At 61.3% G+C, this 13209-nt stretch carries 12 protein-coding genes; 6 read left to right on the top strand and 6 right to left on the bottom strand.

The features are described from left to right. Positions 1–37: 37 nt before the first annotated feature. On the top strand, positions 38–709 hold the full coding sequence (locus V2I30_RS12165) for a Fe2+-dependent dioxygenase (protein WP_330662443.1): 672 nt from the start codon (positions 38–40) through the stop codon (positions 707–709). Here the strand turns inward: V2I30_RS12165 and V2I30_RS12160 are convergent. Continuing rightward, positions 706–1440, bottom strand: a complete 735-nt coding sequence (locus tag V2I30_RS12160) for a hypothetical protein (protein WP_330662442.1) — start codon at positions 1438–1440, stop codon at positions 706–708. The two genes, V2I30_RS12165 and V2I30_RS12160, sit on opposite strands and share 4 nt — an antisense overlap. Positions 1441–1717: 277 nt before the next feature. Here V2I30_RS12160 and V2I30_RS12155 point away from each other — a divergent pair, with 277 nt between their 5' ends. Further along, positions 1718–2227, top strand: coding sequence for a PilZ domain-containing protein (locus V2I30_RS12155; protein ID WP_330662441.1), 510 nt, complete (start codon positions 1718–1720; stop codon positions 2225–2227). A gap of 297 nt (positions 2228–2524) precedes the next feature. Here the strand turns inward: V2I30_RS12155 and V2I30_RS12150 are convergent, their stop codons facing one another. The 4 genes from V2I30_RS12150 to V2I30_RS12135 form a co-directional block, all read right to left on the bottom strand. Beyond that, positions 2525–3262, bottom strand: coding sequence for a response regulator transcription factor (locus V2I30_RS12150; protein ID WP_330662440.1), 738 nt, complete (start codon positions 3260–3262; stop codon positions 2525–2527). A gap of 203 nt (positions 3263–3465) precedes the next feature. Continuing rightward, entirely contained in the window at positions 3466–4155 is a 690-nt protein-coding gene (locus V2I30_RS12145; protein WP_330662439.1) for a PIG-L deacetylase family protein, read from the bottom strand. Continuing rightward, positions 4152–4997, bottom strand: coding sequence for a methionyl-tRNA formyltransferase (locus V2I30_RS12140; RefSeq protein ID WP_330662438.1), 846 nt, complete (start codon positions 4995–4997; stop codon positions 4152–4154). The genes V2I30_RS12145 and V2I30_RS12140 overlap by 4 nt, the downstream gene beginning before the upstream one ends. A gap of 58 nt (positions 4998–5055) precedes the next feature. Beyond that, complete coding sequence (locus V2I30_RS12135; RefSeq protein WP_330662437.1) at positions 5056–6261, bottom strand: glycosyltransferase family 4 protein; 1206 nt, start codon at positions 6259–6261, stop codon at positions 5056–5058. Positions 6262–6853: 592 nt separating this feature from the next. Between V2I30_RS12135 and V2I30_RS12130 the strand changes: the two genes are divergently transcribed. The 4 genes from V2I30_RS12130 (at position 6854) to V2I30_RS12115 (ending at position 11997) form a co-directional block, all read left to right on the top strand. Next, complete coding sequence (locus tag V2I30_RS12130) at positions 6854–8803, top strand: polysaccharide biosynthesis protein (RefSeq protein ID WP_330662436.1); 1950 nt, start codon at positions 6854–6856, stop codon at positions 8801–8803. Positions 8804–8807: 4 nt separating this feature from the next. Beyond that, on the top strand, positions 8808–10046 hold the full coding sequence (locus V2I30_RS12125; RefSeq protein WP_330662435.1) for a DegT/DnrJ/EryC1/StrS family aminotransferase: 1239 nt from the start codon (positions 8808–8810) through the stop codon (positions 10044–10046). A 158-nt stretch (positions 10047–10204) separates the two neighbouring features. After that, positions 10205–10759: a polysaccharide biosynthesis/export family protein gene (locus tag V2I30_RS12120; RefSeq protein ID WP_330662434.1), complete on the top strand. Its 555-nt coding sequence runs from the start codon at positions 10205–10207 to the stop codon at positions 10757–10759. Beyond that, on the top strand, positions 10759–11997 hold the full coding sequence (locus V2I30_RS12115) for an outer membrane beta-barrel protein (RefSeq protein WP_330662433.1): 1239 nt from the start codon (positions 10759–10761) through the stop codon (positions 11995–11997). Before V2I30_RS12120 ends, V2I30_RS12115 begins: the two co-directional genes overlap by 1 nt. Here V2I30_RS12115 and V2I30_RS12110 read toward each other — a convergent pair. Next, positions 11994–13205: a glycosyltransferase family 4 protein gene (locus tag V2I30_RS12110; protein ID WP_330662432.1), complete on the bottom strand. Its 1212-nt coding sequence runs from the start codon at positions 13203–13205 to the stop codon at positions 11994–11996. The two genes, V2I30_RS12115 and V2I30_RS12110, sit on opposite strands and share 4 nt — an antisense overlap. Positions 13206–13209: the final 4 nt, after the last annotated feature.

Below are 13209 nucleotides of genomic sequence, written 5' to 3'. Positions count from 1 at the left end.
CGGGCGCACCGTTTTGCAAAGGAATCGCAAGAGGCGGATGATCCTCCACATCGTCCTTATCGAAGAACCGGAGCGCCTCGGCGCGCTGCGCGACGCGATCGCCCGCCTCGAATGGCAGGACGGCAAGGCCACTGCCGGTTCGGCCGCGGGCCGGGTCAAGCACAACGAACAGGCAAAACTGAGCGGTGCGGACGGGCGGCAGGTTCGCCAGACGATTCTTGATGAGATCCGAGAACATCCGGTCGTTCAGGCTGCGGCCCGTCCGCGCCGCGTGTCCGGTCCGCTCATCAGCCGCATGCAGAAGGGCGGACATTACGGCGCACATACCGATAATGCCTTCATGGGTGAGGGTCAGGAGCGGCTGCGCACCGATCTTTCCTTCACCTTGTTCCTCAATGAACCCGCGGATTACGAGGGCGGCGAGCTGGTCGTCCAGAACGCCGGCCTGACCAAGGCGATCAAAGGCGCGGCGGGCACGATGTTGCTCTACCCTTCGACCAGCATTCACGAAGTGCGCGCGGTCACTTCGGGCACGCGGCTGGTCGCGGTCGGCTGGATCGAAAGTCTTATCCGCGACGCGCATCGGCGCGAAATGCTGTTCGATCTGCAGAACCTGCGCGCCGGGCTGCGCGGGCGATTCGCCCCGGACACGCCCGAATTGCTGCTGCTGGACAAGGCGATGAGCAATCTTTTGCGGATGTGGAGCTAGGAGCGGGCTCGGATAGCGGGGCGTGTGCGGGGGGCGTCTGCGCGTTTCGCGGCGCGCGTGAAATGGATGATGAGGACGACCCCGATCGTGCTCGGCAACGCCCAGACCAGCGGATTGAACACTTCCTCGGGCACCCAGCGGATAAGGCCCACCGCCATGAAGGCGGTGTAGGCCGAGATACCCATCCCGATCAGCGCGCGGAAATGCTCGCCGATATAGGCGCGCGGGGAAGGTGGGATGGCGCGCCAAATGAACAGTTGCTGCAGCGCCATCGCCGCGAGCCCCAGCACAGCCACCGCCATCATCAGCGGCACGCCGATCGAGAGGCCGTAAAGCCCGCAAACCAACGCGGAGGCTATGACCGCCGCGATCACCCCCTGATACCTGGCGCGGCGCAAGGCGGCGGGCTGGCGCGCATGTTTGACCACCGCGAGCCCGTAATCCGCGAACCCGATGGTGAGAAGGCCGAGATAGAGCATCATCCAACCGAACAATCCGTCGAATAGCGCCCGGTCGGTCACGGAAGGAAGGCGTTCCTCCGGCCCGAACAGCGACAGCAGCGCCATCGCCACCGCGAGAACCCCTGCGCCGATGAAGCCGTAACACGCGATCCGCCCCCAACGGCGATGCGAGCCGCCGCCTTTCTTCGCCGCGATCGGCAACCAGAATGCGATCAGCCCGGTCGTGCCGGCGACGACGTGCAGCACAACCAGGATTTCAAAAAGGTGCATAAGGAACGTGTGTATAGAAAAGCCGACGAACGCAAAAGCGCTCGGCTAGCCCTTACGAAGTTGGCCGGAACGCCAGCCGGCTATACGGCGTATCCGGAAGCGCTGCCATTCGATCGGTCATATACGGAAAACCGCTGAAGTCGGAAATTTACACGGAACCTTCGGGCTGGTGGTGAGATGTGTTGGAAAACCGATGAGATTTCTTTACGAGTGAAGCCGTATCTGGTTAATCGAAGGTTCAGGGGTTGGATCAGGCGGGCAGGAGCAGTGTCATTCAATGGCAGAACGGATCCGGCCATTTCTGGCGGAGTTGAGAAGAACCGAACGCGGTTCGACACGGTGCGTAGTCCGGTTCTCGACATCCGTTTTTCAAAGTCCGAACAAAAACCAGGCGCGCATCCACGACCTCTCCGAAACGGGATTGAGGCTTGAGACGCCCGACAGGTTCGATCTGGATGAAATAGTCATTGTAGAACTGCCATATGTCGGGCAGATATCCACGCGTATCGTCTGGAGCGATGCGGGTTTCTATGGGGGCAAATTTTTGGAACCTATTCCGAAGGCCGGCGTGAGCGCTGCCCTTTTGCGATCCCAGCGCAGTCCTCCGATACAAGCGCACCGTTCAAAGATCGAAGAAATCGATATCGGTCGCGATCCATCGATCGAGCATCTTACCGCTTGGGCACTCGAACTGGAACGAAATCGCGGAGCGACCGGAAATCAACTGGTGGGTTTCGTGAGGTCGCCCGAAGGCGTGATCAAAGCGCTGGTGAGGCGAACCGACTGAAGCTCGAACACCATTGTATCCAGTGATGCGAGATGGCGGGGCTTCTGCCGGTTCGTTGCAATCTAGCAACTGAAGTTTCGGCTTTGACATTACGCCGCGCTTCCCCGTTCACTCCTGTGGTCTTCGCACCAAGCACGACGCCGCGCCGACTCCGACTATCGACCGGACCCGGGTGCGAGGCAATATCTATACGCGACCCGCAAATCTAAAACGCCACGGGGGGGAATCGGTGCGTTTGGCAGACCGACCGTGACGCTAAAGAAGAGCGGTTGCTGCCCTCGTGTCGCGAGTGCAGGCCTAGTTGACCGAGATATTTCTCGGCCAGCTGTCCGACCGGCCACTGTCCAACTCGTTGGCTGCGACCAGTTCCACCTGGTTGAGCTCAATCCCGTTGTTGACGGCCCAAATTGCCGCCTGCGTGCGGTTTTGCGCGCCGAGTTTGCGCAGGATCGCTTTCACATGGACCTTTACCGTTGCCTCGCTGATATCGAGATGCCCGGCGATTACTTTGTTCGGCGACCCCAGGATGAGGTAGCGTAGGGTCTCGATCTCGCGGTCCGACAGCAGCGATATCGCGTCGCGTTCGGGCATTGAGGGCAAAACCCTCCCAGTCCAGCGCGCCGGAAAGCCGCTGACGAGCTCGCTCGGCATGACCTTCTCGCCCAGATGCACGAGCTTCAACGAGCCGATCAGCGCCGCGCAATCGACCCGCTTGACGATATAGGCGTCGACACCGGCCTTGAACGCTTCGAACATCAGATCGAAATTGAAGTCGTTGCTGAGGATGACGATCTTAGCATCGGGCATCGCGCTCTGACATGCCTGTATCTCGTCACCCGTGTCCTCGACATCGGCGATATCCAGGATCACGATTTCAGGGCGACACTGACGATCTGCGGCGTCAGCGAGATCTCGCCCCGATGTATATAGATTCACGACGGTGAACTCGTCCCCCTCGAGAATACGTCTTAAGCCTTCTCTAGCGAGCGAGTTATCGCTCACTACAGTGACAGATGTAGGCGAACACTTTTCCATTGCACCATTCCCCTTGAGTGGTTCGCTTACGACCCAAGTCACGCCCCCCTTTTCACCGGATCGTTCATGTATCCCCGTCCGGTTCGAGCGCTTTCGGATTTTATATTTATATCTACAGTCTAACAGCAAGGCGATTGGTTAGTCGAGTCTTAAAGTGAGACATGTCGACTTGCAAAGGTTTGAAGGCGCTCAAAACCGGCGTTCTAGCATATCTCACGCAGTAGCATGAACGCTTCGGCGCAAGGGAGAAAAACAGTCGATCCCCTAACCGTTGCCAACGCCTCGATCGTCCTCAGCGATCTTTCATCGGGGAAAGGTTTCACTTGGCTTTCGAAGCGTGCAAAAGCCTTCAACTTGCGTTCGATAGTCTGGCCGATATCGAAATAAACGTTGGGAATGAAGGCTTCGGTCACCCCTGGCGCAGCCCAGTTCGTTTCCGACAAGGTCTCATAGGTATAGATCCGTCGAGGGGTTTCGGAACCACGCGGCCGGGCGGCGACGAGGCCCGCGGTGAAGATCAATTGGTGGTCCCGGTGAATGTCGCCAAGGAAGGGCAGGAAGAGCGTATCGGGGGCGATTTGCTGCACCAGTTCGCCGATCGCGGCATTGAGTTCGGCTCCGGCCAAAGTGTCGAGCGCGGCGGCAGGAAGATCGAGAAAATGACACTGCGCGACGCCGAGAATTTTGTGCGCCTCGGCCAGTTCGGCCCGCACACGCTCGACCGAGTCGCTTGAGAAGGCCGGTTCGTACCCCTTGGTCACAACGCCGACGTGAACCTCCTGACCGCAGTCTGCCAGACGCGCCATGGTTCCCCCGCAACCCAATACTTCGTCGTCCGGGTGAGGCGCAATGACGAGCGTCTTGCCGAGATGTTCGAGTGAATCGGTCGTCATCGTCCCAGAACCGTATGATTTCGGATTGTAGCGATCTCGTCGCTTTCCCATTCGGTGACGTGAAGCAAACCGTTCGAGGCCACCACGTCGAAACTGCGGCCATCCACCTTCACGACTTGTCCCGCCGCTGCATGATACGGGTGATCCGCGCTGTATTCAGCGTTCCAGATCACCAGCCGTTTTCCCGAATGCGTGGTGAATGCGCCGGGATAGGGACGCGAGACCGCCCTGATCAGACGATCTATCGTCTCGACCGACGCCGCCCAGTCGATCCGCCCGTCTTCGGGGCGACGTCGGGCAGCGTAGGTAGCGCAAGCCTCGTCCTGCTTGCGCCGCGGTGGAGCGTCGCTCGCCAGCGAGACGAGGCTAGCACGTATCATCGCGTCGAGCGCGGCCATATGCTTGTCGTAAAGTGTGCGCGCGGTCTCGCGCGGGGCGATGTGGAAGAATCGCTGCTCCAGAATGTCTCCGGTATCGATGCCGTCATCCATCCAGAACAGACTGCCGCCGGTGATCTTCTCGTCGTTCAGGATCGTCCAAGGGAGGGCGGCGCGGCCGCGCATGCGCGGAAGGGCGGTGGGATGATATCCGATCGCCCGATCGGGGGCGAGCTGCATGAAGTCGGCGCCGCAAATCTGGGACCAGCCGACGATGAAGAGGGTGTCGGGAGCTTCGGCGCGAACGGCCTCGATCGATGCGGGATCGTTGATGTTGCGAACGCGGACGACCGGGATGCCGTTTTCTTTCGCCAACGGCTCGAGATCGACGAAATCCGAATGTCGTTTGGAAAGATCCTGGGTCAGGGTCACCACGACAGCCGGCGAACAGCCCTCTGCGATCATGGCGCGAAGGGCCCAAAGGCTCCCTTCCACTGCCCCGACGAGTGCTATTCTCATTTGATCACACCGCCCGCGGCGTTTGGGGGGCAGCGCGCAGGGTATGGCCCGCGGACGACACTTCGCTGTCGCTCGCCGTCCGACATGGCCCTCGAAGGCCCATCTCTTTCATCAGGAGCGCGTTGACCTTCCTCACATCGTAGACGGTTTCGGCCAGCAGGCGCGACTTTTGGCTCATCTGCTGGATGAGTTCCCGGTTCGATATCAGAGTGCGCATCGCCTCCGCCAAGGCGCCCGCGTCGCGAGGTGGGACGAGGAACCCGTTTTCGCTTTGCCTAACGGCGTCGCGGCAACCCGGCGTATCGGTAGTGATGACCGGGCGGCCCACGGCGAGGGCTTCAAGGATCGTTCTGGGCAAACCCTCCCTGTAATAGGTCGGCAGAACGAAGACATGTGACCTCGCGAGGTAGGCCGGTATGTCGTCGGTTTCATCAATGACGTCGACGGGAGATTCCTGCTTGAGCCTCGCGAGGTCCGCCTCCTCGAGCCCCGTAGGATTGCTCTGTTCGACGCGCCCGATCAGGCTGAAGCGGACAGCGGGGTGGTGCGCGGCGATCATTGCGGCTGCCTGTGCATACTCCCACACACCCTTGTCCCGCATCAATCGACCGATCATCAAGAAATGAATGGCTCCTTCCGGGAGCGGCGCTCGTTGAAATCGATCGAGATCGACGCCGGAACCGGGGACTTCGACGACGGGCGCATCTGGATTTACAATTCCGGCCGCGATCATGTCTGCCCGGTCGTCGGAATTGAAGACGAATATCCGCCGGGCTCGCTTCAATCCGGCGCGGTAGAGTTGGCAGAAAATCCTCCTGAGCAACCGCCGGTTCGATGCCGCTTCGCTGAAAAGGTATCCTAGGCCGGACATCAGCGCATAAAAACGATCGATGCCCGCGATCCGGCAGGCGATGCCCCCGTAAATGATGGGCTTTTGCGTATATGCGACCACCGCGTCGGGTCTCTCCGTTCGAAGCAACGAGACAAGCGCATGAATTGTGCCGATATCCGCGAACACGTTGATGCCCGTCCGTGCCATGGACACCGTTCGAAAGCGCACGCCGATCTCGGCAAGCTTTGCCCGCACGCGCGGATCGTCATCGGGTGCGACCGCAACGACTTCGTGGCCGGCGAGCCGCATTTCTTCGAGCAGTCTGCCGCGAAAATTGACAAGGGAAAAGGCCAAGCTGGAAAGTACGACAACTTTCAAACCTTGTCCCTCCTCACGCTCTGCCCGCTCTTACCGGTAATCCCCGGGCAAGTTCCGCGTTTCGTCTTGCCCGCATATGGGACGCAATGAAAATTGTATTTGGTCGATCAGGCAAAAGTCGGACCGGTTCAAACTTGGAGAAGAACGGGCCGGTGCGCCGGGTTAGGGGGGCACCCTTCTGAGAGCGCGAACCCTATCCCTTTGGTGAAATTGCGATGTCCCGATGGAGCGCGAAGCTCTCGGCACAGGCCCTTATGGCTGATGCTACGATGCGCAAGTGCGCCAAGTGTGGCGAGCCGATATCCAGACGATGCTGGGTCCATGGTTTCGGCTTTGCAAGGGGGAAAGCTCCGGAATGGTGCAATCGAACACAGGCGATGGTGATTTGACTGCGGACCGCGCGGGCGAGGCAGGTCGGGGAAATTCGAATGCCGGCGAAGAGATCGGCCCCGAAACACCCGGCATCGCGGCTCGGGGCAGTATGGCGGGAAGCATGTCCGGTCGCCTCACCAGGCTATCGCGCTTCATGGCTGCCCGCTTCGGTTTCGCTTCGGCATTCGCGTGGCGAAAGGTCCTTCGCCTCACAGGCGTGATGATCCTTGATTTCGCTGCGATCGCTGGCTCGATCCTGTGGCTGCTGCCATTTCTGCGAGACGACATTGCGGGGCAAACGAGCTTCATCACCGTGCCGTTATTCGCCGTCGGCGCCAGCGTGATCGGCGTGTTCGTCCTCTTGATGACCGGACTTTACAAGCGCAATTGGCGGTTCACTTCGATTACCGATTGTTTCGTCCTGGGATTGAATATCGGCGCCGTCATCGCCCTGATCTGGACGGCGATCTGGGTGACGTTCGAGCCAACCGACGCCGCCGAATTCTGGTCGCTCTGCGTCCTTCACTTCTGCCTGTCTCTGCTAATCATGCAGGTGATGCGCCTGGCGCGGCGGGCGCTCGCGCATATGCCCCACGTCCTTCTTTCGCGCGATAAGGCGGCGGCCAGCTTGGCCGATCGCGAGAAGGTGGTGCTGGTCGGACGCGCCGACTGGGTCGAATCGGTCATCAGGATCGCGCGGGCCGATCACAATTCGCCGATTGCAGTGGTCGGAATCCTGCTGCCGGAGGCGGACGGTCCCATCCTGCAACTTCGCGGCGTTCCCGTGCTTGGTTTTCCCGAAAATCTCCTTTCGGCAGTGGTCGCGCTGGAGGAACGCGATCGGCGGCCTGACACTGTCATCTTTTGCGACGACGCGGTCAATCTCAGCCCCCGCGACGTTGCCTCCATCACTCGCCGAGCCCGCGATCTCGGGATCGATATCAAACGGGTCGGCGATGATTGGGGGCATTTGCTGGGACATTCGAACAGCTCGAAGGCCGATCGCCTGACCCCTGCGGAGCTGCTCGGCAGGAGAGAATTCGAGCTGCGCGACGCCGCAATCTCGAAGCAGGTTGCGGGCGAGACGATCCTCGTCACAGGGGCGGGCGGCACCATCGGCTCCGAACTGGCCCGGCAGCTTGCGGCGTTCGCTCCGGGCAGGCTCGTCCTGCTCGATCACTGCGAGTTCAACCTGTACACGATCGAGCGCCAGGTGCGCGAGGCATTTCCCAATCTGTCGATCGCGATCTCGCTGTGCGATGTTAGGAATTTCGCAGAAGTGAGGCGCGTCTTCGAACGTCACGAGCCGCAGATCGTCTTTCACGCCGCAGCGATCAAACACGTGCCCATCGCCGAGGCCAACCCGTGCGCCGGGGCGCACACCAACATCATCGGGACGAAGAATATCGCCGATGCCGTGTGCGAATTCGGCGCGCGGGCGATGGTGCAGGTCAGCACGGACAAGGCGGTGAACCCGGTCGGCATCATGGGCGCGAGCAAGCGCGTCGGAGAATTGTACGCGCAGTCGCTCGATCTATGCGGGATCGACGATCCGGATGCACCGCGGTTCATGACCACCCGGTTCGGCAATGTGTTGGGGTCGTCGGGTTCGGTCGTGCCGCTCTTCAAAAGCCAAATTCTCGCCGGCGGGCCGCTGACGGTGACCCACCCGGAAATCAAGCGCTTCTTCATGACCGTTCGCGAAGCCGTGCAGCTGATCCTTCAAAGCAGCTCGCGCGCCCTGCAGGACGGCACGCCGCGTGGGCGAATCATGGTTTTGGACATGGGCGAGCCGGTCAAAATCGTCGAGCTGGCCAAGCGTATGATCCAACTTCACGGGCTCGAACCCGACGTCGATATCGACATCAAGTTCACCGGTCTACGGCCCGGCGAAAAGCTGTTCGAGGAATTGTTCGACGGATGCGAGCGCCAGCAGGAATCCTCGATACCCGGCATCTTCGAGGCGCAGTCGCATCCCGTGCCGTTGCCGCTGATCAACCGCGCGATCGAGCAGATCGGGCGCGAGATCGAGAAGGGGAACGACGACGAGGTCTGCCGCATTACGCATCACCTCACCACGCTCCCGAGCAGTTCGCCCACCCTCGCGGGCTTCGTCGCCAATTCGAGAACCTTCTGGGGACGCAAGTTCCTATCGGTCGAGGAGGGCTGAACCGATGGGACAGATCGATAGCGCCGAGACCCTTGCCCGGGTCAGGGAAGTCCGGCCCCTCGCGGCCACCAAGTCGCTATGGCCCCGGCACGATGACGACGAGATCGAAGCGGCGGCGAAAGTGCTTCGGTCCGGTAAGGTGAACGCGCTTGTGCACGGACGGGAAAACCGCGCCTTCGAGGCGGAGTTCGCTCACTATATCGGCGTACCCCACGCTATAGCTGTCAGCAACGGTACCGTGGCGATAGAGCTGGCCCTGCGTGCGCTCGGCATCGGCCCGGGTGACGAAGTGATCGTGCCTGCGCGCAGTTTCTTCGCCACCACGAGCGCGGTCGTCGCGGTGGGCGCCAGGCCGGTCTTCGCCGATGTCGAGCTCGACACGCAGAATATCGATCCGGTGTCTGTCGAAAGGCTCGCGGGAAACGCCACGCGCGGCATAATCTGCGTCCATCTAGCCGGGCAGCCATGCGACATGGACCGACTTTGCAAGATCGCATCGGACCGCAATCTGCACCTGATCGAGGATTGCGCACAGGCACATGGGGCGTCCTGGAACGGGCGCACGGTCGGCTCGTTCGGCGATGCCGCCGCCTTCTCGTTCTGCACCGACAAGATCATGTCGACCGGCGGCGAAGGCGGCATGGTGACGATTAAGGAGGAAGCGGTCTGGCGCGCCGCCTGGGCCTACAAGGATCATGGCAAGGATCCGCTGCGCCTGCGAGAGCCTTCCGGCGCGCAGGCAGGTGAATTTCGTTATCTGCATGACGGGTTCGGCAGCAATTTCCGGATGACGGAGATGCAGGCCGCGATCGGTCGCAAGCAGTTGTCCAAGCTCGACGAATGGCTGGCGCAACGACGCAGCAACGCCGAAGCCTTTCTCGCGGAAGCCTGCAACAGCCCGGTCGTCCTGCCTCTGGTGCTCCCGGACGGTGCGAACCACGCATATTACAAGGTCTATGTACGTCTCGACCTTTCCCGCCTTCCGGCAGACATGTCTCGTTCGGACGTCGTCACCGCCCTGATGTTCGAAGGCATCATGTGCGGCAGCGGCTCCTGCCCGGACATGAGCAAGGAGGCCGCGTTCGAGAATATGGACCTCAAGCAGGACGCAGACCTGCCCAACGCCCGTCGGCTTGGCTGCGAAACGATGATGTTTCAGGTCGATCACACCCTTACGCCTGATCAAACCGCTTATTTCGGGCGTCGTCTCGCCGAGATAGCCGACGCGTACGCAGTGCCGTAACAACAGGCAGCAGCAGGCGGCGATGGTTAGGAAAAGGTAGCGTTCGGCCAGTCCGGCGACCGGCGGACCTTCATCGGACCTGGATCGCGGTGCGTCGACGGTTCGAAGTGGAACAGAATGCGAAGGAGGGAATGCCCATCATGAGGCTCAAAGGAAAAGTGGCTGCTTTGACGGCAGCAATCTGCCTCGCCGCGACGGGCGGTTGCACCACCGGGATTGAAGATCTCCCACCGCTCGAGAACGTGGGAGTGGCCGAGATCAGACTTGCCCCGGGCGACAGGATCGCGATCGCCGTACAGGAAGTCGAACCGATGTCGGGCGAGTATATCGTCGACGAAACCGGCGTGATTTCGCTGCCGCTCATCAATCAGCTCCGGGTCTCGGGTCAATCCTATGTCGAAGTGCAAAACGCCATTGCCGCGCAATTGATTGCGGCAGATGTCGTAAAGGCTCCCAATGTGACGGTTCAGCCGCTCGAGCTTCGACCGATCTACATTCTTGGCGAAGTCCGCCAGCCGGGCGAATATGCCTTTCGTCAGGGCATGACCGTGTTTGCAGCGGTATCGATGGCGGGGGGCTACACATACCGCGCCAAGACCGGCGAAGTTGCCGTCACCAGGATGGTCGGCGATCGCTCAATGACGGCGGTCGCGAGCGAAGACAGCGTGGTTATGCCCGGCGATCGCATCCGTGTGTATGAGCGCTGGTTCTGATGCGCGTGAAAGATGTTCGCCGGTCCATCCTCGCCGGTACGGCCTGCGGTATGCTGGCGCTTTCGCCGGTCGGTGCCGATGCCCAGACCACCATCGCGCCGTTGGTCGCCGGCGACGATCCGGAATACCGTATCGATCCCCTGACCATCGGTGCCGTTCGCCTCTCCCCCCAAGTCCTCGCCACGGCGACTTACGACGACAATGTAATCGCGAGCCCGGACGGTTCGGAAGTGGAAGACCTCGAATTCATCGTGCGACCGGAGATGGCGGCGCGCATCGGAGATGACACCCTGTTGTTCGAACTGGAGGGCTTCGGCGAGTTTTCGCGCTTTGCCGACTTTATCACGGAAGATTCCGATACCTACGGCGTGAGGGGGGTGGCCGCCTACAGCCCCAATGTCGGCACCCGTCTTACAGGCGATGTGGGATATGCACGCCAGAAGGAAAATCGCGGTGATCCCGAAGCGCGCGATCTTGCAGGTCCCGGCCCCCGGTTGTTCGACAATATTTATGCAAACGCGGATTTCAGCCGCACCGGGGGCCGCGTTCTACTGGCGTTGGAAGGGGCATTCAGCGATATCGACGCGATCTCGCCGCTGGACGACGATCGTGATTTCAAAACTTATGCCGGCAGCGCGACGATCGGATATCGCGTGAGCGGACCGGTTTATGCGACGTTGACGGGCTTTACGAATTATCGCGACTTCCGCCTCGAGCGGACCCTGCTCGAACCCGATCGCGATGCGACGACCTATGGCGCGCAGCTCGGCCTCAGCTTCGCCGAGAGCGAACGTCTGCGCGGCCGGGCTCGGTTCGGGTTCTTCCGCTTCGACCCATCCGATCCAGGCCTCGATCCGCGCACCGGATTTTCCGCCAATGTGTCGCTCATATACCTCCCCACTCGCCGCACCGCCCTGATCCTGGAAGCATTTAACGGCGATGTCGCAACCTTCCGCAGCGGAGCTCAGGCGCGTACGGATACGAGCGTTTCGCTGACCGGTCAGGTCGAGATGAGGCACAATTTCTATGGCCGCGCCGGAGTGAGCTATACGCGAAATCGCTTTATCGGGACCGGCATCGAAGAGCGGATCCTTCGTGCAGATGCCGCGCTCGAATATCTCGTCAACCGGCGACTGTCCTTTATCGCGCAGGCGCTGGTCGCCGATCGCAGCAGCGACGATCCGACACAGGTGTTCGACCGGCTTTCGGTGAGTGTCGGCGCGCGGCTGCGTCTCTAGACGAGCGCTGGCTGACGGCCGAGCAATTCGTCATAGACCCGCATGACCGATACGGCGTGCCGCTTTCTCCCGAACCGCTGGCGCGCCGAGATCCGCGCGCGCTTCACCATTTCCTGCGCCGCGCGCGGCTCTGCCACAAGACGTTCGACCCCGTCGGCCAGCGCCGCCGCGCTTTTCGGTTCGACCAGCACCCCGGTATCGCCGGCAAGCGCCTCGCCATTTCCACCGGATCGTGTCGCGATGACGGGGGTGCCGACCAGCATGGCTTCGACCAAGGTGCGACCGAGCGGTTCTCCCACCGCCGGCACGATGAGCTGATCGCAGCCCGCGATCCATTCATGGCCGGGTGAGCGAAAACCCATCAGCCTGACCGCATCCTGCATTTCCCTGTGCGCGATATGGTCGCGCAGCCGGCGATCCATTTCGGGGACATTGGCCTTCCCGAACATCAAGCCAAAAATCGGGCGATCTAGGCGCGAACGAAGCTCGGCAATCATGTCGACGAACAAGAGCGGTCGCTTGCGCGGCACGAAATTGCCGAAGATGCCGAGAAGCAGCGCCTCGTCGGGGACTCCTGCGCTTTCCAGGATTTTGCGCCGGGCGGCGGTCCGGTCGACTTCGATATCCGTGTCGAACGGACTGAACACCACCTCGGCCTTGTTCGCAGCGCTCCAGAACCGCGCCTTGGGAAGGGAAAAGGTGGAGACGGTCAGCACCTTGCTGGCGACAAGTGGCGCCAGCAGATTGAGCCCTAGTGCATCGGGATCGGCGCGGTGATGCCAGACCAACCGAGCCCCTGCGAGACGAGCGGCCAACGACCAGGTCGCATGGGTTCGCCCGTCGTTCGAATGAACGATATCGACGTCGTGCCGACGCAAGAAGCGCGCCCGCTTGCTCAGTCCGGCAAGGGCGCTGACGAACTTCGAGGGATTGAACTTCTCGCCGGGAACGAAGGGAACGGTCGCGCCGGCGGGATCGGTAAGAAGCTCGAAGTCTGCGAAATGCTCGGCGATTTTCCCGCCGGGAACTTCGGGCACGACGAGCACGCGGTATCGCTCCGGATCGAGATCGCTCAGCAGTCCGCGGACGGAGAAGTGGCTTCCTCCAATGGCGTCGCCGGCAAACGGATAGCAGACCGTGACCCGCTGCCTGAGCGTCAGGGCTTCATCCGGTCGCCTGCCCGGCAGAGCAAAACCCGCAGCGTTCATCCCG

The organism is Erythrobacter sp. (assembly GCF_036351135.1).
In the GTDB taxonomy this organism is placed as follows: domain Bacteria; phylum Pseudomonadota; class Alphaproteobacteria; order Sphingomonadales; family Sphingomonadaceae; genus Erythrobacter.
Note: the sequence above shows the minus strand (reverse complement) of the source record. Positions and strands in the feature narration are given on the sequence as shown.

What these genes read in the sequence shown, in the direction of transcription:
- V2I30_RS12150 (WP_330662440.1), bottom strand. Translation starts at nt 3,262, where the DNA reads ATGGAAAAGTGTTCGCCTACATCTGTCACTGTAGTGAGCGATAACTCG.
- V2I30_RS12115 (WP_330662433.1), top strand. Translation starts at nt 10,759, where the DNA reads ATGCGCGTGAAAGATGTTCGCCGGTCCATCCTCGCCGGTACGGCCTGC.
- V2I30_RS12155 (WP_330662441.1), top strand. Translation starts at nt 1,718, where the DNA reads ATGGCAGAACGGATCCGGCCATTTCTGGCGGAGTTGAGAAGAACCGAA.
- V2I30_RS12110 (WP_330662432.1), bottom strand. Translation starts at nt 13,205, where the DNA reads ATGAACGCTGCGGGTTTTGCTCTGCCGGGCAGGCGACCGGATGAAGCC.
- V2I30_RS12140 (WP_330662438.1), bottom strand. Translation starts at nt 4,997, where the DNA reads ATGATCGCAGAGGGCTGTTCGCCGGCTGTCGTGGTGACCCTGACCCAG.
- V2I30_RS12125 (WP_330662435.1), top strand. Translation starts at nt 8,808, where the DNA reads ATGGGACAGATCGATAGCGCCGAGACCCTTGCCCGGGTCAGGGAAGTC.
- V2I30_RS12165 (WP_330662443.1), top strand. Translation starts at nt 38, where the DNA reads ATGATCCTCCACATCGTCCTTATCGAAGAACCGGAGCGCCTCGGCGCG.
- V2I30_RS12130 (WP_330662436.1), top strand. Translation starts at nt 6,854, where the DNA reads ATGATCCTTGATTTCGCTGCGATCGCTGGCTCGATCCTGTGGCTGCTG.
- V2I30_RS12145 (WP_330662439.1), bottom strand. Translation starts at nt 4,155, where the DNA reads ATGACGACCGATTCACTCGAACATCTCGGCAAGACGCTCGTCATTGCG.
- V2I30_RS12160 (WP_330662442.1), bottom strand. Translation starts at nt 1,440, where the DNA reads ATGCACCTTTTTGAAATCCTGGTTGTGCTGCACGTCGTCGCCGGCACG.